Annotated in this window: 21 protein-coding genes and 1 pseudogene; 6 read left to right on the top strand and 16 right to left on the bottom strand. The window is 61.8% G+C overall.

All coding sequences use genetic code 11. The annotated features are described in order from the left end of the window. Positions 1–559, top strand: a 559-nt coding sequence (locus tag RhoBH5_RS18415; protein ID WP_270008633.1) for an FAD-dependent oxidoreductase, incomplete at its 5' end; no start/stop codon positions are given. Between the two features lie 112 nt (positions 560–671). Beyond that, positions 672–2177: an MFS transporter gene (locus RhoBH5_RS18410; protein WP_270008632.1), complete on the top strand. Its 1506-nt coding sequence runs from the start codon at positions 672–674 to the stop codon at positions 2175–2177. Positions 2178–2182: 5 nt separating this feature from the next. On the opposite strand, the gene RhoBH5_RS18405 is transcribed toward RhoBH5_RS18410, so the two are convergent. The 6 genes from RhoBH5_RS18405 to prpD form a co-directional block, all read right to left on the bottom strand. Beyond that, positions 2183–2656 (bottom strand): MerR family transcriptional regulator, encoded by a 474-nt coding sequence (locus RhoBH5_RS18405; protein WP_228401316.1) that lies wholly within the window; start codon positions 2654–2656, stop codon positions 2183–2185. Between the two features lie 10 nt (positions 2657–2666). Next, positions 2667–3527 carry an SDR family NAD(P)-dependent oxidoreductase gene (locus RhoBH5_RS18400; protein ID WP_228401317.1) on the bottom strand — a complete coding sequence of 287 codons (861 nt, stop codon included), beginning with the start codon at positions 3525–3527 and terminating at the stop codon, positions 2667–2669. 60 nt (positions 3528–3587) lie between these two features. Beyond that, on the bottom strand, positions 3588–4370 hold the full coding sequence (locus RhoBH5_RS18395) for an enoyl-CoA hydratase (protein WP_228401318.1): 783 nt from the start codon (positions 4368–4370) through the stop codon (positions 3588–3590). A gap of 189 nt (positions 4371–4559) precedes the next feature. Continuing rightward, positions 4560–5681, bottom strand: coding sequence for a bifunctional 2-methylcitrate synthase/citrate synthase (locus RhoBH5_RS18390; protein ID WP_228401319.1), 1122 nt, complete (start codon positions 5679–5681; stop codon positions 4560–4562). Then, positions 5678–6595 carry a methylisocitrate lyase gene (prpB, locus tag RhoBH5_RS18385; RefSeq protein WP_228401320.1) on the bottom strand — a complete coding sequence of 306 codons (918 nt, stop codon included), beginning with the start codon at positions 6593–6595 and terminating at the stop codon, positions 5678–5680. Before prpB ends, RhoBH5_RS18390 begins: the two co-directional genes overlap by 4 nt. Further along, a complete protein-coding gene (gene prpD / locus RhoBH5_RS18380; protein WP_003939787.1) occupies positions 6595–8097 on the bottom strand; it encodes a 2-methylcitrate dehydratase PrpD in 1503 nt (500 codons plus the stop codon). Before prpD ends, prpB begins: the two co-directional genes overlap by 1 nt. A gap of 167 nt (positions 8098–8264) precedes the next feature. Here prpD and RhoBH5_RS18375 point away from each other — a divergent pair, with 167 nt between their 5' ends. Beyond that, positions 8265–9686, top strand: a complete 1422-nt coding sequence (locus tag RhoBH5_RS18375) for a short-chain fatty acyl-CoA regulator family protein (protein ID WP_003939891.1) — start codon at positions 8265–8267, stop codon at positions 9684–9686. A gap of 67 nt (positions 9687–9753) precedes the next feature. Next, positions 9754–10749, top strand: a complete 996-nt coding sequence (locus RhoBH5_RS18370; protein WP_228401321.1) for an endonuclease/exonuclease/phosphatase family protein — start codon at positions 9754–9756, stop codon at positions 10747–10749. A gap of 70 nt (positions 10750–10819) precedes the next feature. On the opposite strand, the pseudogene RhoBH5_RS18365 reads toward RhoBH5_RS18370, so the two are convergent. From RhoBH5_RS18365 to RhoBH5_RS18340, 6 genes and pseudogenes are all read right to left on the bottom strand, one after another. Further along, a pseudogene (locus tag RhoBH5_RS18365) lies at positions 10820–12059 on the bottom strand (DUF222 domain-containing protein). Positions 12060–12172: 113 nt separating this feature from the next. Next, positions 12173–14080: an alkyl/aryl-sulfatase gene (locus RhoBH5_RS18360; RefSeq protein WP_270008631.1), complete on the bottom strand. Its 1908-nt coding sequence runs from the start codon at positions 14078–14080 to the stop codon at positions 12173–12175. A gap of 63 nt (positions 14081–14143) precedes the next feature. Beyond that, the gene (locus tag RhoBH5_RS18355) at positions 14144–14470 is read right to left on the bottom strand and encodes an SHOCT domain-containing protein (RefSeq protein WP_003939954.1); all 327 of its coding nucleotides are present in this window, start codon (positions 14468–14470) and stop codon (positions 14144–14146) included. A 24-nt stretch (positions 14471–14494) separates the two neighbouring features. Further along, positions 14495–14923, bottom strand: coding sequence for a DUF6325 family protein (locus RhoBH5_RS18350; protein WP_007732604.1), 429 nt, complete (start codon positions 14921–14923; stop codon positions 14495–14497). Between the two features lie 70 nt (positions 14924–14993). Beyond that, positions 14994–16265: an MFS transporter gene (locus RhoBH5_RS18345; protein ID WP_007732605.1), complete on the bottom strand. Its 1272-nt coding sequence runs from the start codon at positions 16263–16265 to the stop codon at positions 14994–14996. A 45-nt stretch (positions 16266–16310) separates the two neighbouring features. After that, complete coding sequence (locus RhoBH5_RS18340) at positions 16311–17306, bottom strand: aldo/keto reductase (protein WP_054187478.1); 996 nt, start codon at positions 17304–17306, stop codon at positions 16311–16313. A gap of 101 nt (positions 17307–17407) precedes the next feature. Between RhoBH5_RS18340 and RhoBH5_RS18335 the strand changes: the two genes are divergently transcribed. Further along, on the top strand, positions 17408–17965 hold the full coding sequence (locus RhoBH5_RS18335; RefSeq protein WP_007732609.1) for a TIGR03086 family metal-binding protein: 558 nt from the start codon (positions 17408–17410) through the stop codon (positions 17963–17965). Here RhoBH5_RS18335 and RhoBH5_RS18330 read toward each other — a convergent pair. The 3 genes from RhoBH5_RS18330 to RhoBH5_RS18320 form a co-directional block, all read right to left on the bottom strand. Next, complete coding sequence (locus tag RhoBH5_RS18330) at positions 17962–19236, bottom strand: alkaline phosphatase family protein (RefSeq protein ID WP_054187442.1); 1275 nt, start codon at positions 19234–19236, stop codon at positions 17962–17964. The two genes, RhoBH5_RS18335 and RhoBH5_RS18330, sit on opposite strands and share 4 nt — an antisense overlap. Then, positions 19233–20921: an alkaline phosphatase D family protein gene (locus RhoBH5_RS18325; RefSeq protein WP_003939836.1), complete on the bottom strand. Its 1689-nt coding sequence runs from the start codon at positions 20919–20921 to the stop codon at positions 19233–19235. Before RhoBH5_RS18325 ends, RhoBH5_RS18330 begins: the two co-directional genes overlap by 4 nt. Before the next feature lie 103 nt (positions 20922–21024). Then, positions 21025–21366 (bottom strand): hypothetical protein, encoded by a 342-nt coding sequence (locus tag RhoBH5_RS18320; RefSeq protein WP_003940142.1) that lies wholly within the window; start codon positions 21364–21366, stop codon positions 21025–21027. A gap of 142 nt (positions 21367–21508) precedes the next feature. On the opposite strand from RhoBH5_RS18320, the gene ilvD reads away from it, so the two are divergent. Then, positions 21509–23203: a dihydroxy-acid dehydratase gene (gene ilvD / locus RhoBH5_RS18315; protein ID WP_003940201.1), complete on the top strand. Its 1695-nt coding sequence runs from the start codon at positions 21509–21511 to the stop codon at positions 23201–23203. Between the two features lie 13 nt (positions 23204–23216). On the opposite strand, the gene RhoBH5_RS18310 is transcribed toward ilvD, so the two are convergent. Continuing rightward, positions 23217–23873, bottom strand: coding sequence for a serine protease (locus RhoBH5_RS18310; protein WP_270008630.1), 657 nt, complete (start codon positions 23871–23873; stop codon positions 23217–23219). Between the last annotated feature and the right edge of the window lie 35 nt (positions 23874–23908).

Below are 23908 nucleotides of genomic sequence, written 5' to 3'. Positions count from 1 at the left end.
GAACACCGGTGTCGCGTTGACCGATCGCGGCGCCATCGCGATCGACGACTACATGCGCACCAACGTCCCGCACATCTTCGCCATCGGTGACGTCACCGCCAAGCTGCAGCTCGCGCACGTCGCGGAAGCTCAGGCTGTCGTCGCTGCCGAGACCATCGGCGGCGCGGAGACGCAGACACTCGGTGACTACCGGATGATGCCGCGTGCGACGTTCTGCCAGCCGCAGGTCGCCTCGTTCGGTTTGACCGAGGAGCAGGCCAAGGCCGAGGGCTACGACGTCAAGGTCGCGAATTTCCCGTTCGCTGCCAACGGCAAGGCACACGGTCTCGGTGACCCGACCGGTTTCGTCAAGCTGATCGGCGACAAGAAGTACGGCGAACTGCTCGGCGGGCACCTCATCGGACCGGACGTTTCGGAACTGCTGCCCGAGCTGACCTTGGCCCAGAAGTGGGACCTCACGGTCAACGAGTTGGCACGCAACGTCCACACCCACCCCACACTCAGTGAGGCACTGCAGGAAGCGATCCACGGCCTCGCCGGCCACATGATCAACCTCTGAAGAACTCCGATCGATCAGAAAGTAGTAGACCTCAGTGACATCTACTGGCAGTACTGAAATCCACGCACTCCCAGTCACCGATCCACCTCGAGACTCCAATCCCTGGGTCGCCATGACTGCGATCGTACTCGGCGTTCTCATCGTTTCGCTCGACGGCACGATAACGGCAGTGGCCAATCCGGTTCTTGTCGTCGATCTAGGCGCGAGTCTCTCTGGTTTGCAATGGATTACCAACATCTATCTGCTCGCGATGGCGGCAACGCTTGTTCTCGCGGGAAGGTTGGGCGATCGCTTCGGACGACGATCTGTATTCCTTTCAGGGATCGTCGGTTTCGGGCTGGCATCAGCGGGAATTGCCCTGGCGCACAGTGTAGAAATGGTGATCTTCTCGAGACTCGGCCAGGGAATTTTCGGCGCACTGATCGTCACCAACGCTCTGGCGTTGCTTCGGTCCCTCTTCTCCGAGGCAACACTTCCGAAGGCGCTTGCGGTCTTCGCATCGCTGATCGGCGCTTCATCCGCCGCCGGCCCCCTGATCGGCGGATTGCTGATCGAGCACACCAGCTGGCGATGGGCCTTCTTGATCAACGTCCCCGTTGCGGCGATTTCCCTCGCTACAGGATTGTTTCTGCTCCCCAAGGGCCGGGTCGAACGGACTGTAAAGTTCGACGTCCTGGGTTCGATCTTGCTGACGAGTTCACTCCTCGCCATAACCTATGGACTTATAAAAGCCCCCGAAAGTGGTTGGACTGATTGGCATGTCATCGGGTGGCTGGTCGGTGGAACCGTCACTGGTTTGGCCTTCGTAGAAGCGGAGCGACGCGCATCGGATCCTTTGGTGCCGCTTCGGCTATTCGCTGACCGGTCAATCACACTCGGAGTCATCCTGACAATCATCTCCTTCTTTGCGCTTGTCGGCTCACTGTTCTTCATTCTCTTGTTCTTGCAACAGATCAACGGTGACTCCCCCATGGCCGCTGGACTCCACATCCTCCCGATGAGTATCGCGAATGTAATCGCTTCGAGCAGTTGCGGTTGGATCATCAAACGGTACGGCGCACGTCCGCCCTTGTTTATGGGAATGTTGCTCAGCGCAGTGGGATTCCTACTGTTCACCACCATCGAACCACACGGAAGCTACCTTTCTCTGGCCATTCCGTTTGTGGTACTGGGCCTGGGAATCGGGTTTGTGATGACTGCGTCAGTCCAAGCGATCCTAGGGAATGCGAACGTCGCAGACGCCGGACCTGCCGCGGGCGTCCATCAGACCTCACTTCAAGTTGGCGGTATCCTCGGAACTTCAGTGCTCGGAGCCGTGATGGCGGCGGCATCCGCAGCAAAGTTCCACGAAACACTACTGGGCAACGTCATTCCCGACTTCATAGTCGATCGAGTCTCGGAAGATGCGGTTCGCGCCGTCGCCCAGGGCACCACACCAGTCGTGACAGAAATTGACCCGGCTCTTTCCCTCACACTGCGATCAGCGACAGAGACTGCATTCATGTATGGGCTGCAGACGACGATGTGGGTGGGCGCCATCGTCTCCCTGATTGGCGCGTTCGTCTCGATCGGAATCAGAAGAGGGCGAGTCACGAAAACAGCCACTCACATCCACTGAACCGATCACTCCTGCTCTCCGGTCCGCCCGCCGTACGTCGCAATCTTGTACTCCGTCGCAGCCAAAGACAACGTGAGCTCCTTGATCTGCCGACGAACGGTGTCCCGGTGTTCGAGCAGCATGTCGAGCCTCTCCGGAACTGTCCCTTCACCGGCGTCGACCAGTTCGACGTAGTGCTGCAGGTCGCGAATCGCCATACCCGAGATGCGCATGCGGGTCAGAAACACCAGCCTGCGAACCGATTCCGGACCGTACACACGATGTCCGCTCGAGTCACGATCGACCTCGACCAGACCGATCTTCTCGTAGTAGCGCAGCGTATGTGCCGAGACATCCAGCAGGTCCGAGACTTCGGCGATCGACATCGGCTCCTGAACGTCTCCTGCATCGACGAGTCGGTGAATCACCTCGATCGACATGGGCCCGTTCACTTCCCCAAGTGCCTCGAGTGCCTTACGCATCAAGTCTTCGGTAGCCATGCTTCTCAGCCTAGAACGGACGGACGGGTCCGGCAGCATCCGCGAAATCGGCGCTGCGAGCCAGGTCGGCCCAGACGCATACCTCGGCGAGATTCTTCCGATACGACGCGGAGACACGCTCCACGGCTTCCTTTCCGAGTGGCAGACGAAATGGCACATTCTCGCTGTGCACAAGCGAGGTGATGATCTCTGCTGCTCTCTCCGGATCACCCTCCTGAACACCGTCTGCGGCCGCCATGTCCCGCAGAACGGGATCCAGCAAATCACGGTATTCCGATGATGATTCGGCGAAGCTCAGAACGCCAGGCGTGTTGAATGCTGTACGGAATCGGCTGGGCTCGACGATCATCACCCGAACGCCGAACTGCGCGACCTCACCGGCGAGAGCCTCCGACCAACCCTCGAGAGCGAACTTCGACGCCGAGTACGCCCCGACGCCGGGAAACGACATACGGCCGCCTTGACTGCTCATCTGCACGATCGTCCCGCTGCCCTGCACTCGCATCGACGGGAGGACGGCGCGCACCAACGCGGCGGGTCCGATCAGGTGCAGTTCCATGAGATCCCGCAAGGTCGAATCCTCCACCATCTCCGCCGCGCCGACCATCCCACGACCGGCATTGTTGACCAGCACGTCGATACGACCGAAACGCTCGAGCGCATATTCGACGACGCCCGGAGCCGCTGCGGTATCTCTGACGTCGAACGTCACCGCCGAGAACCGATCCGGATTCGCCGACGCAATATCTGCAACGGACTCGGGACGACGAACTGCAGCGACTACCGCGTCCCCCGATCGAAGTGCAGACAGTGCGAGTTCACGGCCGAAACCCTGAGAAACTCCAGTGATGATCCAGGTCTTTGTTGTCATGGTCGGCAACGCTAGGGGTTAGAGCGCGCTCCAACGCAAGCCTGTGGTTCTACCGCCGAACTACACGCCGGCCCACACCGGTCGTTCCCCGCGAAGGAAACCGTCGACGCCGGCTTTGAAGTCGTCACTGCTGTAGATCATGCTCATCAGATCATCGTTGTCGGCAATCACTCGGGTTCTGATGCGTCGCAGGGACTCCCGAATAGTCCAGACGGTCATCGGGGCGGCGGCAAGTAGATCGCGAGATACCTGGGCAGTCAGGGTCGCGAACTCGGACTCTGTTGCACAGTCGCTGAGGAAGCCGCTCCGCAGAGCCTGGCCACTCGACATCACCCCAGCCCGAGCGATCAACGACATCAGACGCGAACTGCCGATCCTGTCCGCCAGCAACGCCACGGAATGGATCGACAACGAGTTTCCGAGTGTGCGCGCGATCGGTAGGCAGAAGCGTGACCCCTGCGTCGCGATCCGCACATCGCACGCTGCCGACAGCAACAGCCCTGCTCCCGCGCACACACCGTCGATGACCGCGAGGGTGGGAACCCTCACTTTCTCGAGTTCGGTCAGTACGCCGACGAACCGGCTTTCGTAGTCGAGCCCGTCCTGAAAGCTCGAGAAGGTTTGAAAGTGGCCAATGTCGGAGCCCGCCGAGAACGCCTCTCCCCCAGCACCTCGGAGAGTGAGTAACCGAATCTCGCGGTCGGAGTCGGCGCGCCGGCAGGCTCCGGCAATGGCGTCGTACATCTGCGGGGTCAATGCGTTGCGCTTTTCCGGCCGGTTGAACACGACGTCGAGGGTCTCGCCACGACGGATGATCAAGATTTCTTCGTGCGTTTCAGTCATGACACTCACGTTATTTCCGGTAGAGAAGAGTCGAAACACATTGCACTTGAATATCTTTGCGAATTCTCGATGCAAAGTTGCAGATAGTGCGAACGGAGAAGCGTCGACGAGGCCAGGAGACGGTGATGCCAGAACCGAACCTCGCCGACGCAGTATCAAAGGGGCGTCATGCCACGACAGCAAAAAGTGTCATGCCACGACAGTGCGCTGCGGCACGCCCGAATACTGGCTCAGCGGCCTGATCAGTGCATTCGACTGCCCCTGCTCGATGATGTGCGCCGTCCATCCGGTGATGCGGCTCATCACGAAGATCGGCGTGAACATCTCGACGTCGAAGCCCATGAGAAAATATGCAGGGCCCGTGGGGAAATCGAGATTCGGCTTGATTCCGGTGGCACTGACCATTGTCTTCTCGAGGATCTCGTACATCTGCACCCACTTCTCGCCGTCGGTCGCTGCCGCGAGGTCGAGGAGGGCCTGCTTCATGGTCGGAACACGCGAATCACCGTTCTTGTAGACGCGGTGCCCGAAGCCCATGACCTTCTCCTTGACAGCCAACTTCTCCGACATCCAGGCTTCGGCGCGGTCGGGGTCGTCGATCTCGAGCATGTCGTGCATGACAGCTTCGTTTGCACCGCCGTGCAACGGGCCCTTGAGTGTGCCGATAGCAGCGGTCACTGCGCTGTAGATGTCCGAAAGTGTGGACGTCACAACACGAGCGGCGAACGTCGAGGCGTTGAAGGAGTGCTCCGCGTACAGGATCAGCGAGACCTCGAAGGCCTTCACGATCGCCGGCTCCGGAACAGCACCGAAGCACATGTTCAAGAAGTTTTCGGCGAAACCCAGGTCCGACTGCGGCGCGATGGGATCCTGACCGCGCCGGCGGCGGAAATCGGCTGCGACGATGGTCGGCAGCACAGCTGTCATCCGCAGCGCCTTGGCCAGATTGGCCTTCTCCGAGTTGTCGTCCTCCGCCGGATCCTCGGCGCCGAGGTAGCTGATCGCCGTGCGGACAACATCCATGGGGTGGCAGTTGTCCGGCATCTTGGTCAGAAGCGAGAGCAGTGAGCGGTCGGCACGACGGGCCGCACGCTCACGCAGGCAGAGTAATTCGAGCTGCTCGGGAGTCGGCAGTTCGCCGTACCAGAGCAGGTGCGCAACTTCTTCGAAGCTGCAGTTCGCGGCAAGGTCCTGCACTGCGTAACCGCGATACGTCAACGAATTCGTCTCGGGCACTACCTTGGAGATAGCCGTCGTATCGACGACAACTCCGGCCAAGCCCTTGTAGATCGTCGGAATCTGTTCGGTCATGTCCTACTCCCCTCCAAGCTGAAATTGAAAATGCCACTGTCGAATTCGTTGTAGCGCTCGTACTCGAGAATCTCGTACAACCTGCTGCGATGCTGCATTTCGCCGAGCAGTCCTTCTTGCGTGCCCTCCGCAAAAATCTCGCGCAGACCCTTTTCGATAGCGAACATCGCCAGCCGAAGGGTGGTCACGGGGTAGATGACGGCGTTGAAACCGATCTCTTCCAACGTCTTCGCCGAAATGAGATTCGACTTCCCGAACTCGGTCATGTTGGCGAGGAGCGGAGTGTCGACCGCTGCGCGGAACTTCTCGAAGTCTGCTTCGGCGGCAAGGGCTTCGGTGAAGATCAGATCGGCACCGGCATCCGCGTAGGCCTTTGCTCGCTCGATCGCCGCGTCGATACCGTCGATACCGGCAGCATCGGTGCGCGCGCAGATGACGAAGTTCGGATCACGGCGCGCCGACACTGCAGCACGAACACGGCGAACCATGTCTTCGGTGGGCACAATTGCTTTGCCGTCGAGGTGCCCGCAGCGTTTGGGGTTGATCTGGTCCTCGAGGTGCAGACCGGCTATTCCGTCGTCCTCGAAGATCGTGACCGTGCGGGCCGCGCTCATGGGTTCACCGAATCCGGTGTCGGCGTCGATGAGCGTCGGGAGGTCCGTGACGCGCGCGATCTGCTTGCTGTGGCCGACGACCTCGGTCAAGGTGGTCAGTCCGATGTCGGGAAGCGCCAATCCGGCGGAGTACGCACCACCTGAAACGTAGACACCTTCGAATCCGATTTCCTCAATGAGCTTGGCTGTCAGCGGATTGATGGCACCTGGCAAGCGCTGAATCTTTCCGGACGTCAGCCCCGCCCGGAAGGCAATCCGCTTGTCGGCTGCAGACGTCGCTGCTGCGATGAGGCCCGACATCAGAAAAGTCCCTTGGCGACCTTGGGAGCCCGAGCGAGAACGTCTTCGGAAACGGTGAAGGTCAGCTGATCGAGTTCGCCTGCCTTCAATTCGGCGGTGCGCTGAGCCGCATCGAGGAAGCGGTCCTGTTCGCTCGGCTCGATGACGCCCTCGGCGAGGGTGCGGAATTTCGCGACGTACTGATCGCGAGCGAACGGACGTGCGCCGAGCGGGTGCGCATCGGCCACCGCAAGCTCGTCGACGATGACTTCGCCGCTCTTCAAGGTGATCTCGGCGCGAGCACCGAAAGCCTTCTCGTCCGGATCCGTCGAGTGGTAACGGCGTGTCCATTCGGGATCTTCGCGCGTGGAGATCTTGTTCCACAGCTCGATCGTGTCCGCGCGCTGTGCACGCTCGGACGCGTAGGAATGTTCGTGGTGCCACGTACCGTCCTGTAGCGCAACGGCAAAGATGTACATCACCGAGTGGTCGAGGGTTTCACGCGAGGCGGTCGGGTCGAACTTCTGCGGATCGCCGGAACCGGTGCCGATGACGACGTGGGTGTGGTGACTGGTATGCAGGACGATCGACGCGATCTGGTCGAGATCACCGACACGAGAACGCATTCGGCGAGCGAGGTCGATCGGCGCCTGGCTCTGGTACTCCGCGGAGTGTTCTTTGGTGTACGAGTCGAGGATGGCGCGCTTCGCCTCACCCGAACCGGGCAGCGGAACGTGGTACTCCTTGTCCGGGCCACCGAGTAGCCAGGCGATGACGCCGTCTTCGCCTTCCCAGATCGGTGACGGTGCGCCCTCACCGCGCATCGCACGGTCGACCGCCTCTACGGCAACCTTGCCTGCCAGCGCAGGCGCGTACGCCTTCCAACTGGAGATCTCGCCCTTGCGGGACTGACGTGTCGCTGTCGTGAGGTGCAGTGCCTGGCCGATTGCCTGGTAGACCGTCTCGGTGCCCAGGCCCAGCAAAGTTCCGATACCTGCCGCAGCCGAGGGGCCGAGGTGTGCGACGTGGTCGATCTTGTGCTCGTGCAGGCAGATAGCCCGAACCAGGTCGATCTGGATCTCGTAGCCGGTCGCCAGACCACGAATCAGGTCTCGACCGTCACGGCCGGTGTGCTGAGCGACGGCGAGGATCGGCGGGATGTTGTCTCCGGGGTGCGAGTACTCGGCGGCGAGGAACGTGTCGTGGAAATCGAGTTCACGAACCGCGACACCGTTGGCCCAGGCGGCCCATTCAGGAGAGAACGTACCGGGGATACCGAACACGGTGGAGCCCGGCGTATACGGATGCGACTGTGCTTGCGCCCGCGCATTCACCACGGGACGGCGCACCAGGGAAGCTGCGGCAACTGCCGCGTTGTCGATGATCCGGTTGACGATCATGTCGGATGTGGCGTCGGTGACGTCGACGGAATCCGTCGCAACTTCCGCGATCTTCCACGCGAGGTGGTCTTCCTTGGGGAACTCTTCGGCAGAGCGGTGAGTGCGTACGAGATGCGTCTTCATCGGTCCTCTTCTCACGTTCTTCGGTATCTATTTGCACGCTACGCAGCTCATTCACCTCGGGATAGGCCCTCGCAATTGCCTATTTGTGCAATGACAATGCTGCAATGTTGCGAATGTTGCGAATAGCTTCTCGGTAGGGTGAACGCGATCGGCACCGAGGAGATTCGATGAAGAAGATGTACGCGGGAGCGCGGCTGCGACGGCTGCGGGAGGAACGAAACCTGTCACAGTCCGCACTGGCGAAGGCACTCGAACTCTCCCCCAGCTATGTCAATCAACTGGAGAACGATCAACGACCGCTGACGGTGCCCGTCCTTCTCAAGCTCAACGCCGAGTTCGATCTCGACGTGCAATTCTTCGCCTCCGATTCCGACGCACGCCTGGTTGCGGACGTTCATCACGCCTTGGCCGAAACTTCGGAATCTGGAGACGTATCTCTGGCCGAGGTGGACGAATTGGTGGCCCGCATGCCGGCGGTCGGACGCACCCTCGTGATGTTGCACCGCCGCCTTCACGCCGCGACAGAGCAGTTGGACCAGTTCTCGACGCAGTTGTCCGGCGAACCAGCGTCCGATGTGTCACTCGTACCGATGCCCTACGAGGAAGTTCGGGACTTCTTCTACGACCGAAAGAATCACATCGCCGTTCTGGACGACGCTGCCGAGCAGATGTTTCTGGACAACGGATTGTCCGTGGGCGCAGTGGATTTGCAACTGGCACGACTACTTCGCGATCAGCACGGCGTCACCGTGACGATCCGTACCGACGAACCCGACAAGCTCGGGCCCAAGCGTTACTACGATCCGAACAAGTCGGTCCTCACACTCGCCCGTCGTCTGTCGGCAGGACAACGCGCGTTCCAGATCGCAATGCAGTTGGCCTTCTTCACGCAGGCCGACGTGATCGATTCCCTTGTCGCCGAGGATGAATCATTGAGCGCCGAGTCCGCAGCGCTGGCTCGCGTCGGACTCGCACACTACTTTGCCGGCGCACTGCTACTCCCGTACACCCAATTCCTGCAATCCGCTGAGGCCTTGCGGTACGACATCGACCTGCTCAGCCTCAAGTTCGAGGTCGGCTTCGAGACAGTCTGCCACCGGTTGTCCACTCTCCAACGACACGGCCAACGCGGCATCCCTTTCTTCTTCGTCCGAACCGATCGCGCCGGAAACATCTCGAAGCGTCAGTCTGCTACCGCCTTTCACTTCTCCAGAGTCGGAGGCAGCTGCCCGCTGTGGGTCATCCACGAGGCATTCGCGAGCCCAGGTCGCATCCTCACTCAGGTCGCGAAGATGCCCGACGGCCGGACATACCTCTGGGTGGCGCGCACTACCCACAGCGGCGGACTCGGGTACCTCGCACCCGAGCGCAACTTCGCCGTCGGACTCGGTTGCGACATCGGCTACGCCGATCGCATGGTCTACTCACACGGAATTCAGACGGACGACCCCGCGACCATCGTGCCGATCGGCGCGGGGTGCAAAGTCTGTGACAGGCCAGCGTGCTCTCAACGCGCCTTCCCCCAACTCGGCCGCTCGATCTCCGTCAGTGAGAACAGCAGCAGCCACCTTCCGTATCCGCAACAATAGGGCGCAAACAATAGGGCGCACCGACTCCACCTGCAGTTTCCCGGAGCTACGACGCTCTTCTGCTTCCATGGACGTCATGCAACCCGATGCCGTGACCCCTCGTCGACTGGTTCTTCGCCGCCTTTCGGCCGTGGCCGGTGTGGCCGGCATCGTGACTGGTTTGGTTGCCTTGATCGCAACTCAGTTGGACGTCGATCACAACATCGTGATCGTTCTGGCGTCAGTGGCGCCCTTGTTGATGATTGCTCCGCTGATCGGTGCCGTCGTCTCGGGTATCGGGCGTCAGTGGATCGTGTGCGCCGCCTCGATCCTCGTCCTTGGGTTGTTCGGATGGTCTGTGAGCCCGCTGTACATCGGCGGAACTGGGGAGTCGACGTCTGCGAACGGTCCATCGATTCGAATCATGCAGGCCAACTTGATGGTCGGTGCAGCGGATCCGGAGTCGCTTGTGGCGATGGTCCGCGAACGCGAGGTCGACGTGGTGACGGTCCAGGAGTTGACGTACCAGGAAGCCGACGCGCTCGAAGCCGCCGGGCTTGACGAGGTTCTGAGCCACCAATTCCTCGTCCCCTACACCGACGGTGGTGGCGGGGCCGGAATCTACAGTCGCTTTCCACTCTCCAATCCGCGTAGCCTCGACGGATTCTCACCCGAAACGCTGTCCACAGAACTGAATGTCGGCTTGGCGCAGCCAGTCACATTGTTCGCCGTGCATCCGGCACCGGCGTACATCTCACCGGCTTCGGTGTGGGCGGACGAGCAGCGAAGGCTTGGGTCTTACATGGACAAAGTCGCCGGGCGGGACAACGTGATAGTGAGCGGCGACTTCAACGCGTCGTACTCGAACAAACAGTTCCGGAATCTTCTCACGAACGGATACACCAGCGCCGCCGACCAATTGGGTTCCGGCCTGATCCCGACCTATCCGACCGACAAGCGATATCCGGCGGTGGTCGGTATCGACCACATCATCACGAAAGGCGCCGTGGCGACATCCTTGGAACGGATCGAGATCGAGGGATCCGATCATCACGGCCTGATTGCCGACATCACGTTGTCTTGAGTAAATACTGGATTGAGCAAGCAGCGGGGCATGGTTGTGCCCCGGTGCTCACGTCTTCAGTTGTCGCGATTCACGCCGCGGTGGGCGGACTGTTCCCGCCGATGGGCCGCTGGAACGGATCAATCGACATCGGTGGATAGAACACTGTTTTTCGGTCGGGACCGATCTCCACCCGCCACTCCGTGTGGTGCAGCGTCCGGTGATGATGACCGCACAACAAGATCAGATTATCGAGATCCGTTGGGCCACCATCGTTCCAGTGAACAATATGATGGGCATCGCACCACCCCGACGGCGTCCCGCACCCCGGAAACGCGCACCCACCATCACGCACCGCCAACGCCCGCCGCTGCGGCACCGTTGCTGTTCTCGCTTCCTTTGCCGCAGTCGAGCGGAACACCATTCTCATCCAACAAGATCCGCGTCACGGTGCAGTCGCAGGCCAGCATCCGCGCAGTATCGATGCTGATCGGGCCCACCCAATCCGCCCACGCAAACCCCAACTCCTCAGTGGACGGCAGGAGGTCTTTCAAAGCCTTGAGGTCTGTCATGTCTTTTGCGCTGGCGGTGACCGTGATGTGCGGTTTCACTCCGCCTTCGATCGGACCCAACCCCGCCCGCTCGTACCGACGCAACAACTCGCAAAACCCGTCCGCCCGCCGTAATGCCGGGGTACGGGTGTCCTTGACGCCGTCCTTCTCCGGTGTCGGAGCCGACAGGCTCGACAACAACGTGATCAGACGGGCCCCGTTCACAGCATCCAGATCACCCTTCACCGACACGCGCCCGTACAAACCTTTCGACGCGTAGAAATCGTTACGCTCCGAATCTTCCCCCACCGGAACGCCGTCCTCACGCTTGCCGTACTGCTTCTCGATCCGCCGGATCGCTGCCCGCACCGCATCACAATCGGCGATGTTCTTCGACGCCAACCCCAACAGAATCCCGCGGGCCTTGTCCACATCGGCCGGGGTCATGTTCTTGGGTGGATGCTGACAGAACGACGCCACCTGACGGGCTTTCAACGCATCCACATCGCCGCGATGGAATGCATCGCCGACAACGGGTTCGAGCATCAACAACCGCGCCAAGCCGACGAGCAGGCTGCACTCGCCGATCTCCAGATTCGTCGACCCGTGCAGCCATTGCGCGATCGCCCGAAAACCCTTCCCGCCGAGAACCTCCCGGGAAAACATCTCCACGATCAGCAACACCATCCGCGACTGCAATTCGTGTCGGGTGCGCACCAGATCCAGAACCTCACTCTTGAGGTCCTCGCCATCCAGCTGCCACGCTTCCCGACTGTCCATGCTCAAAGTTTAATCGAACATACTTTCGATAACCAGAGACAAACCGGACAACTTCAAGAAGACCTACACTCGAGACCTATTGAAGTACAGTCTCGTTCACGACTGATACAGCGCTAGGTCGGAGTGACTATCGCAAAGTTCGGATCCGGCTCGTCGAGGTATCCGGCAAGTTCTGCGAGCTTCGCCGGGTCGCCGGAAACCGAGATGGTTCCGTTCGCGATCTCAGCACCCAAGTCCGCACCACCGAGCAGCACACCGAGCAAGCCGAGACGACTCAAACTGAACATCGCATCCACAGACCCAGCATCTGCAGACCCACTTTCCACGTCGAAATGGATCAGAACTCCGTTGCTGAGTTCCGTTCGGTGCACGATGTTTTCGTCAGTGATGTTCCAATCGACGACGATGTGCGAGCCCGCTGCGCGCACTCCGTCCACGCGCAGCGATACTGCATCGAAGACTCGACTTACCGACAGCGCCGCGGTGATGTCGGGCGCCGCGGCAACCGTGGGCGTCCCCACTGAGCCGTTGCGCAGTTCGTATGCACCGGTGAGGTAGAAGTTCCGCCATGTGCCGTTCTCGGCACCGTACCCGAGTTGCTCGAAGGTATCGGCCTGCAGATTCTTGGCCTCGACGTTGTCCGGTTCAGCGAAGACCACGTAGTTCACCACCTGCGCAACCCAGCGAAAGTCGCCGCGCTCGTATGATTCCCGAGCTTTCCGTAACACTTCTGCTGATCCGCCCATGAACTCCACGTGACGCTTGGCCGATTCGACGGGTGGATGCTCCCACAGATGCGCAGGGTTACCGTCGAACCAACCCATGTATCGCTGGTAGATGGCTTTGACGTTGTGACTGACGGAACCGTAGTACCCGTGCGTGTGCCACGCTTGCGCCAATGCAGGTGGCAGCTCGATCGATTCGGCGATCTCGAGACCGGTCCACCCCTGATTGATTCGACGAAGTGTCTGATCGTGAAGGTACCCGTAGAGGTCGCGCTGCAATGACAGGAACTCGGTGAGCCGTTCGGTCCCCCACGTCGGCCAGTGGTGGGACGCAAACAGAACGTCGGATCGTGAGGCGTAACGATTGATCGATTCCGTCAGGTACGCAGACCAGACGTGAGGATCTCGTACCAGGGCACCGCGAAGCGTGAGCAGGTTGTGGAGAGTATGAGTTGCGTTCTCCGCCATACACAGTGCGCGCAAATCCGGGAAGTAGAAGTTCATCTCGGACGGGGCCTCGGTTCCGGGCGTCATCTGGAATTCGATCCGAACGCCGTCGATCGTCTCCGTGTGACCTGTCTTCGAGATCGACACCGTCGGCGAAATGAGCGTCGGTGTGCCGGTTGAGGTGGTCTGCCCCAACCCGGCTCCGACGCTACCTCGGGGACCTCGGGGTAAGGCCGCTCCGTACATGTAGGCCGCACGTCGAGCCATTGCCGTTCCCGCATAGACGTTTTCCTCCACCGCGTGCTCCACGAGCCCGGTGGGTGCGACGATCACGCATCGCCCGGCGGCGACGTCGTCGTCGGTGGTCACACCTTTGACCCCGCCGAAGTGGTCGATGTGCGAATGCGTGTAGATCACCGCGACAACCGGTCGATCACCACGATGCTCCCGATACAACGCGAGACCAGCGGCAGCGGTTTCCCGGGAGATCAGTGGATCGATGACGATGATTCCGGTATCTCCCTCGATCAACGTCATGTTCGACAGATCAAGTCCGCGAATCTGATAGATCGAATCCGTCACCGCAAAGAGTCCCTGCTTGGCGACCAACTTCGACTGACGCCACAAGCTCGGATTGACCGTTGGCGGGCAGTCCTCGTCAAGGAAGGCGTAGGAATCGTTGTTCCACAGGACTTTCCCGTCCGAATCGGCAACCAGCCCCGGATCGAGTGCGGCGACGAAACCCCGCTTCGCCTCGGTGAAGTCGGCGTCGTCGGAGAACGGTAGAGTCTCGGCGACTCGGGCGTTCGCGGCTTCGATTGCGGCCGATGCCGCACGTGGGTCGATCATAAGTCAGCCTTTCACGCCGAATTGCGGCAATGCGCATTGCCGCAATTGAAGAGAACAGCAGGGCTAGCTCAGCAACTGCGCCTTTGCCGCCGCGAACTCGGCATCGGTCAACACGCCGGACTGATGAAGCTGTCCCAACTCCTGCAGCTTGGAGACCAGATCGTCCGCGCCTGAAGGGGGAACGGACTGCACGGGGGCGACCTGCTGCTGCGGCGGCGGCTGTTGCTGCTGGTACTCCTGCTGATATTCCTGCTGCTGCTCGCTGGCCTTTCGTTGACTCCGTCGATCCATGGCGTTGGACGTCGCCTTTGCGGTTCCAGCCACTACCGCCGTGCGCGCCACCGTGCCGAGCAACCCCGGCCGCCCTCTGCGTCCACCTCGAAAAACCATGCCGAACTCCTTGGGTAATTGTCGCTACTGAAATGCTGCTTCGACCGCTGCGACGACTACCTCGCGCGGTATCTGAACGTGAAGGACTACGTCGCCGCCGCCACCGCGAACCGTCGACGCGAGCTCACGCGCCCACGTCTGCTCGTAGACGATGACTGCGGCGGACGTTCCTGGTTCGAGTGACTCACGGACCACGTCCAGGTCCTCGTCACTGATCAATGCCTTGGCTTCGATGGACAGAATCGCCAGTCCGATGTCGGTGAGATCTTCGTCGACATCGATCTGCGACACCTGTCCGTCCGCGTCCTTGGCGATGTACACGAGGTCGAGCAGAGTGACAAAACCTCGTTCCACCACGTTCTGCAGCGCGGCGACAGCTTCAGGATCCACAGTTGAACCTGGGAATGCCAGCACCACGAGCTCGACCGGTCCGATGTTCATTGCGTCGTTCATCCATCAAGCCTGGTGGCTCGGACGCTTGGGAACCTCACCCGCAGGGGATGAATTACCCGATGCGATCGAGTTATTTGTTGCGGCGAATGACTTCGCGAATCGGCCGTACGTGTACGCCTTCTGCTGCGAGGGCTCGCCGGGCTTTGCCTCGGGTGACGAGCACACCGACGATACCGAGAATCCAAACCGGATATTGCACCATCCAGGCGACACGGAATCCGTCGAACGTGTACCCGCCCATGTGCCCGAGGATGACGCCCATCACTTGAATCACGATGAGGGAAGCGAGGAATCCCCCGATGTTGACCATGCCCTGGGCGGTGCCCATCGCCGAACTCGGATTGGATGTGCGCGCGTAGTCGAAGCCGATCACCGAACCCGGCCCACCCACCGAGATGACGACCACCAGGATCGTCAACAACCAGAGCGGAGACGGTTCGCTTCGTGAAAGCACGATCGTCCACATGAGCGCGCTGGCCACCATGATGGTGAGAACCAACCACGATCGACGCATGGGATAGCGACCGGTGAGAATACCGAGGATCGGGCCGGCCACGATTGCCGAGATGACTGACAGCGTCAGCAGCGAGCCGACCGTCGTGGAGTCGAGGCCTTGAGCCGATTTCAGGTACGGCACACCCCACAGCAGCGCGAACGTCGTGATCGAGAACTGAGTCCCCATGTGGCTGAAGAACCCGAGTCGGGTGCCGGGCCGCATCCACACCGTCTTGATCTGTCGCCCGATCTCCTTGGCGCCGGCCGGCACGGCGACCACGTCGGCACCGGGAGGCGCATCGCGGATGACACTCAACGCCAGCGCAAACGCCAACAGTCCGACAGCGGCAGCGCTGCCGTAGGCAAAAGTCCAGCCCGGTCCGGACAACAGCAACATGAACGGAAGCGCAGACATCACCTGGCCCAGCTGACCGAGGATGCCCGTGAACTGCGAGACCAACGGCACCTGCCGGGGCGGGAACCACTGCGGTACCAACCGCAACACCGAGATGAAGGTGAGTGCATCCCCGGCACCGACGGCAATACGTGCACCGATCGCGACGGGCAGCGATTCGGTGAAGGCGAGAGCCAACTGCGCGGACATCATGATGAACGCACCGACTGCGATCATGATCCGCGAACCGTAGCGGTCGAGGAGGACTCCCGCCGGAATCTGCATGCCGGCGTACACGACGATCTGCAGCACGACGAAGCTCGACAGAACGCTGGGCGAGATCGAGAACCGATCAGCAGCAGACAGACCCGAGACGCCGAACGAAGTGCGGTGAAGCACGGCGATCACGTAGGCAAAAACACCGACACCCCAGACCAACCACACTTTTTTCATCGGGTCTGTATGTTACTCCTGTCTTTCGCAAGGCTCAGGACATGATTATTCGCGGCCCTGAGACACCCAATTCAGATCGGCCGAACGGAAGCCTTCGGTGATCGCGGCGAGGGAGTCGAGGCGAGCGATCTGGTCTTCGCTCAAAACGATGTCCAACGCTCCGGCGTTTTCGGTGACTCGTGCAGCGAACCGAGTGCCGGGAATCGAAACGGAAGGCAACCCGTACTGGCGGCCCTTGGCATCGAGCCATGCCAGGGAAACCTGTGCAGGCGTCGCGCCGAGCTCCTCACCGACGGCGCGGACCACGTCGAGAACCTTCTGATTGGCGGGAAGTGCGGAGTCCGAGAAGCGGGGGAAGCGTCGGCGTAGGTCGTTGTCACTGAGCGTCGCCGCATCGAACGATCCCGCCAAGAAGCCTCGGCCCACAGGTGAAAAGGGCACGAACCCGACTCCGAGTTCCGCCGCGGTGGGTACTACCTTGTTCTCGACGTCACGGCTCCAGATGCTCCATTCCGACTGGATCGCCGCGATCGGATGTACCCCGTACGCACGACGCAGTTCGTCACCGGTCGCCTCGGACAGTCCGATGTTGCGGACCTTGCCCGCCTTCACCTGCTCCGCGATCGCGCCGACGGTGTCTTCGATCGGCACGTTCGGGTCGACCCGGTGCAAGTAGTAGAGGTCGACATGATCGACGCCGAGTCGTCCCAGAGACTCGTCGAGTGCCCGCGGCACGTAAGCCGGGTCTCCGTTGATCCCGCGCTGACCGTTGGCGATGTTGCCGACCAGACCGAACTTGGTCGCCAACTGCACTTCCTCCCGGCGGTCTTTGAGAAGCTCTCCCACCGCCCGCTCACTCGATCCCTCGCCGTACACGTTCGCGGTGTCGATGAATGTGATCCCGATGTCCACCGCATGGTGCAGCGTGGCGAGCGCCTCGGCCGGATCCACCGGGCCGTAGACCGGGGCGACGGACATCGCGCCGTATCCCTGGGCGCTGACAGTGAGACCTTCGGCCAGAGTGACGGTGGGGACGGTCATGAAAACTCCTCGATTCGACTGAGCGACAACCCCGACAGTCTTCACCGAATCGAAGCCTCACGCACCGATTAACGTCACGCTGATCGGGTTACCCTCGAGTGATGGCATTCGATTGGCTCGAACTCGTACTCACCGCCCACCGCGAATTCGGTTCACGACTCGCTGCGGTCGAGGACTGGAACGCACCCACGCCCGACTCCGACTGGCACGTCGAACACCTCGTCCGCCACGTCATCGAGGAGCAGCAGTGGGTACCGCCGCTCCTGGCCGGACTGACGGTCGGCGAGGCGACACCGGACATCGTTCCCGTCGGGGACGACCTGTGGACCGAATGGCAGAAGTACTCCGATGCCGCAATCAAAGCGTGGAAATCGACGGACCTCAGTGCCCACGTTCACCTCTCGTACGGCACGGTGAAGGTGGAACCCTATCTGCGCCAGCAGACCTCGGACGTCACGATCCACACCTGGGACCTCGCGCGAGCGGTCGGAGCAGACGAGCGACTCGATCCAGACCTCGTCGAGGCCGTCTGGTCCGACCTCGACGGGCAGCGCGACATGCTCGCCGAGAGCGGACTCTTCTCCGATCCCGTCGACCTCCCGGACGATGCGTCGTTGCAGGACAAGCTGATTGCCCTGACCGGTCGCGATCCTCGTTAGACGTTCAGCGACACACCCGTCGTGCGGGCGACGCCGTCCCAGCCGCCGGCAGGTGCACCGAGGCCGAGCAGAGCCGCAACCGTCGGTGCGACGTCGATCGTGCGAGCCTGCGTGTCGATCTTCCGTCCACCGTCGAGAGCGGGATGCCCGCCGCTGAGGAAGAACGGGATGGGCAGTGTCACGAAATGGCCGTGGTTGCCGGGAATCGGGTTGGACAGTGGAGTCGGATCACTGAACCGCCAGCCCTGAGCGCAAAACGCAACGACGTCACCGGCATTGGTGCCGAGATCGAATTCGGCGGGGAGGTGGCTGGATTCGACGCCGTCCACACCATCCACGATCTGCTGAATCCGGCTGACGGCTTCCGCCCGTTCGCCATCGGGTCCGACGAAGTAGATCAGGTCTGCGCCACCGTTCTGGGCGATTCGAATCTTGCCTGCCAGCAACGGGTCCGCGTTCAGCGGTCGATCCAAGCCGATGAGCCGCGCGGGCTCCGACCAGTCCATCGAGTGGTCGGCCAACACGATCAGAATGCTCCGATTCCAGCGCCCCGTGTCATGAAGGAAGTCGACGAAGCGGCGAACCTGGTTGTCGGTGTTCTGAAGTGCAGCCGTGCGAGCGATCCGGACGGACGGACCGGACAGATCCAGGTGCCCGACCCGATCGACGTCACCGAGGTTGGTGAACGAGAGCCGCGGCGAGTTCCCGCCGACGATACGGATCAAGGCGTCGATCGTGAAGTTGTCCGGCGCATGCTCGGTACCGGGAACGAGCGGCTGCGGATCCCACACCAGTGAGGCGCGGTCACCGAACAGCCCGTGAAGGTAGCGCTTCGACAGCACACTCGCAGTGGTCAATCCGAGTTCGGTGCGTACCCGATCCAGAACCGTCGATGCCTGCAGGTCGGAAGGCCGATCGAGGTCACGCTTCTTGTCGATGGCCGGATCGTAGACGGAGTTGGCGGGTACGCCCGAACGCGCCGGCAGCACTCCCGTCATCATCGCCGTGTGGTTCGGCAGCGTCTCTGCGATCGTGATGGCGCTGGCGTCCGGGTAGTGGATACCGCCGGCCGCAAGCCCGGTCAGCGTCGGGGTGAGCTCCGATCGCAGCTCGTCCGGCCGCATGCCGTCGACGACTATGACATGCACGTCCAGGTCTGGGATTCCGGCGCTGGTGGGAACACTCGCGCGAGCGGGCGTTCCGAGCAATGCCGTTCCGGCGACAACACTTCCACCGATCAGAACGCTACGACGCGAAACTTCGATACTCACTGGTCGACTCCTGGTCGGTACGAGGCCTGATCGAGGGCGGCCGAGGTGGGTGAGACTCTACTGCCCGCGCCTGCCGGAAGACGGTAGCTCACGGCGTAGTGCGCATTGCTCTGCGGATTGGTGAGATCGTCGACGTAGTACCAGTCCATCTGAGTACCTTCGCGGGCGATTTCGAATACGCCGTAGCCGTGCGAATCCAGTTCGACGTACCGCACGTGTCGGTTCACGGCCTTGAATGCTTCTTCTGCCGCAACGGTTACCGTGCGCGGTGGCACTTTCAGCATGTCGTCGATATTGGGCGACGTCACCGACGGGACGACGAACTCGGCGCCGACGGTCGGCCCACCCGGATAGTTGGCGGCGTTGGTCGGTAGGTCGCAGGCCCACGACGTGTGGATGTCACCGGTGATGAAGACGGTGTTGTCCACACCGTTCGAGGTGATCGCGTCGAAAAGCCTGGTGCGGTCGGCGGTGTACCCGTCCCACTGATCCGTGTTGTACGGGACACCGGCCTGCGGCACACCCACCAGTTCGGTCAACGCCGCGGTGGTCGCCGGTTCCAGCGGCGGGAACACGCAGGGCGTGATCATGACCGGATTGCCGACGACCTTCCACTGCGTCGGGGAGGTGACGATTCCGTTGGTCAACCAATCCATCTGTGCGCGTCCGGTAATGGTGCGCGACGGATCGTCGACCTGCTTCATGGTCGGTTGCTCGTCGCGGTAAGTACGCAGATCGAGCATCGAGATCTCGGCCAGATTCCCGAAGCGGAACCGACGATACAGCTGAACGCTCGAACCACTACCCGACGGGCGGACGGGCATCCACTCGAAATATGCCTTGGCCGAGTTGGCCTTTCGATCTGCCCAGTCACCTTCGACACCGGGAGTGTGGTTTTCGGCGCCGTCCCGGTACGCGTTGTCGGCCGATTCGTGATCGTCCCACGTGGTGATGAACGGGAGCTTCAGGTGCAGAGCTGCCAGATCCGGGTCTGTCTTGTACTGCGCGTGCCGAATTCGGTAGTCGGCCAGCGAAATGATCTCGTGGGCCGGCTCGTGAAGGCGAACGGATCCGTTTCTCGCGCCGTACTCCCCCTGCCCGTACTCGTAGATGTAGTCACCGAGGTGGATGATCGCGTCGAGGTCTTCGCGGAATGCGAGGTGACGATAGGCACCGAAATACCCCGCCTCCCAGTTGGAGCAGGACACCACGCCGAAGCGGAGACGATCGAGATCTGCCGAGTTCGACGGAGCCGTACGGGTGCGGCCCACCGGAGAAACAGCCGAACCCGCAGTGAATCGGTACCAGTACGTCGTCGACGAATCGAGTCCGGTGACGTCGACCTTCGCGGTGTGATCGGAATCCGCCGAAGCAGCAACACTTCCGGACGCAACGACGCTCGCGAACCCCTCATCGGTCGCGACCTGCCAGTTGAGAGTCACCGCCGGCCCGACGCCGGAACCGGGCGTCGCGTCTGCCGTCGGGGTGATGCGGGTCCAGATGATCACCGCATCCGGCAACGGGTCACCGGATGCCACGCCGTGCGCGAAGCCCGGGCTGCCACCCGGAACCTCGGCACCGGCGTGGCTCGCCGAAGCGACACCGAGACCTACTGCGCCGGCGAGGGCCGCCGATCCCTGCAGCAGGCCACGTCTGGATATTCGATCGAAGGCATTCGTGTGCACGCTAGGAGTGAACCCGCACCTGAACGGGCGTTCAAGAGAGCTTCGGGATGTTCACCCAGGCTTCGCCTGCGCTTCTCTGGAAGTTTGATCGAGTCGATCCCGCTTACAACCGGTAATCGAGGGCCGAGCCTCGAACCACACCGACCTTGACTCCGATGTAACCGCCGAGTGCACCCCCGGCCGCGATCAGGATCCAGAACGCCGGCGGAAGCAGAGCCTCGGACCCGTCGACCTCGGAGAACGCGGAATAGCCTGCGATCAACGCGCCGAACAGGATGGGCAGTATCAGCAGAGCGGCAAAGAAAGTCACCCACACCGATACGAAGCGGCCCTTCCACCGGGCAATCTCGTGCAGAACCGTCAGAACGACCAGGAAGACACCACTACCGGTCAAGAAGGCGGCCAGAACTGCAAATCCGAAAGCCGAAGTCAGTTCCGACTCCACGTGAATCCCCCTGTACGTCAATCACCTGCACACTCAGCCCCAACTGCGATGCGACGAGTCTATTCACGACGGACGGCGTTTGTCGGCAAGTCGAGTCGCTCGTCTGCCGGAAACACACCCCGCTGACGCCTATGCTTGGAAAATGACCGAACCCGACATCAAGCCCAGAAGTCGTGACGTCACCGACGGACTCGAAAAGACCGCAGCGCGCGGCATGTTGCGTGCAGTAGGAATGGGCGACGACGACTGGGTCAAGTCGCAGATCGGCGTCGCCTCGTCCTGGAACGAAATCACGCCATGCAACCTGTCCCTCGATCGCCTGGCCAAGGCCGTCAAGGAGGGCGTACGGGAAGCCGGCGGGTTCCCTCTCGAATTCGGCACTATCTCCGTCTCCGACGGCATTTCGATGGGGCACGAGGGCATGCACTTCTCCCTCGTCTCCCGTGAAGTGATCGCGGACAGCGTCGAGACCGTCATGCAGGCCGAGCGTCTCGACGGATCGGTCCTTCTCGCCGGCTGCGACAAGTCGTTGCCCGGCATGATGATGGCGGCGGCCCGCCTCGACCTCGCCAGCGTGTTCCTCTACGCCGGCTCCACCCTCCCCGGCGTCGCCAAACTTTCCGACGGCAGTGAGCGGGAAGTCACCGTCATCGACGCGTTCGAGGCGGTTGGCGCCTGCTCGCGTGGGCTGATGAGCCGCGCCGACGTCGACACCATCGAACGGGCGATCTGCCCGGGCGAAGGCGCGTGCGGCGGCATGTACACGGCAAACACGATGGCCAGCGCCGCCGAGGCCATGGGAATGTCGCTGCCCGGCAGCGCTTCACCGCCCGCACCGGATCGTCGCCGCGACGGCTTCGCCCGCGAGAGCGGCAAAGCCGTTGTCGAACTCCTGCGTCGAGGTATCACCGCGAGGGACATCCTCACCAAGGAAGCGTTCGAGAACGCCATTGCAGTAGTCATGGCATTCGGCGGATCCACCAATGCGGTGCTCCATCTCCTCGCGATCGCGCACGAAGCGTACGTCCCGCTGACGCTCGACGACTTCGCTCGCGTCGGCGCGAAGGTCCCGCACCTCGCCGACGTCAAGCCTTTCGGAAAGCACGTCATGACGGACGTCGACCGTATCGGCGGCGTCCCCGTGATAATGAAGGCATTGCTCGACGCGGGACTCATGCACGGAGATTGCCTGACCGTCACCGGTAAGACCGTGGCGGAGAATCTCGCGCACATCACCCCGCCCGATCCGGACGGCAAGGTCCTGCGGGCGATGAACAAGCCCATTCACCCGACCGGAGGCATCACGATCTTGAAGGGGTCACTCGCGCCCGGCGGCGCGGTGGTCAAGTCGGCAGGATTCGAGTCTGATGTATTCGTCGGCACTGCACGGGTTTTCGAACGCGAGCGCGCCGCGATGGATGCTCTCGAGGACGGCACCATCACCGGCGGTGACGTTGTCGTCATCCGCTACGAGGGCCCGAAGGGTGGTCCCGGGATGCGCGAGATGCTGGCCATCACGGGCGCGATCAAGGGCGCGGGTCTCGGCAAGGACGTCCTGCTGCTGACGGACGGACGATTCTCTGGTGGCACCACCGGCCTGTGTGTCGGACACGTTGCGCCCGAGGCCGTCGACGGCGGTCCCATCGCGTTCGTTCGCGACGGCGATCAGATCCGACTCGACGTGGGTACCGGACAACTCGAATTGTTGGTCGACGACTCCGAATTGGAAGCCCGCAAGAAGGGCTGGGAGCCGTTGCCGCCTCGCTACACACGTGGTGTGTTGGCCAAGTACTCCAAGCTCGTGGGATCAGCCTCGGGTGGAGCAGTGTGCGGCTGATCCCAGCTCGCCGCTAGATGGGCCGGTACCCGGCGCCGACGCCTCCGTGGGCATTGATCGTGTCCACGATGGAGGTCATGTTGGTGCCGAGTTCCGGCCCCAGGCACGGCACCCAGAGGTAGGCGTTGACCATCGCGACCAGCGTCGTCCCGACCGTGACCGGGGCTCCCGAATCACCGTGGTCGACGCAGATCTGAGTCCAGGTGGATGCGTCGGCGCTCAGGTCTCCCCAGACGACGCCGCAGGTCGTGCCCGTCGTACGGCCTTCCTTGCAGGCTGTAGCCGGGAAGCTGGCCGGAGCGCCGATCGAGGTGATGGTTGCCGCGCCCACCGTTCGAACTGGTGTGACCTTGCCCGGATCGAACTGGATGACCCCGTAGTCCAGGTCCGGGTTCGACTCGACGAACGCGCCGACCACGCCTGCGTCCTCGTTGCTTTCCGGGATCACGAACGATCCAGGACCACCGCAGTGACCTGCGGTGATACCCACGAGTCTGCCGCCGTTGTCGTGACCGATAGTGGTCAACGTACAGACCAGTTGATTGTCGATGATGATGCCCGAACCACCACCCATGGGCGTGGGTGCAGCAACAGCGTTGCTGCTGACGATGAACCCGAGTCCGAGTGCCAAGACCAACGCTGCCAGAGCCGAAACAATTCGCTGCAACATCACAATCTCTCCGCCGGTAATCTCCCCGCTGCAAA

This window comes from Rhodococcus sp. BH5, from assembly GCF_027583855.1.
Taxonomy (GTDB): domain Bacteria; phylum Actinomycetota; class Actinomycetes; order Mycobacteriales; family Mycobacteriaceae; genus Rhodococcus_F; species Rhodococcus_F qingshengii.
This window is presented reverse-complemented; position numbering and strand designations above follow the sequence as displayed.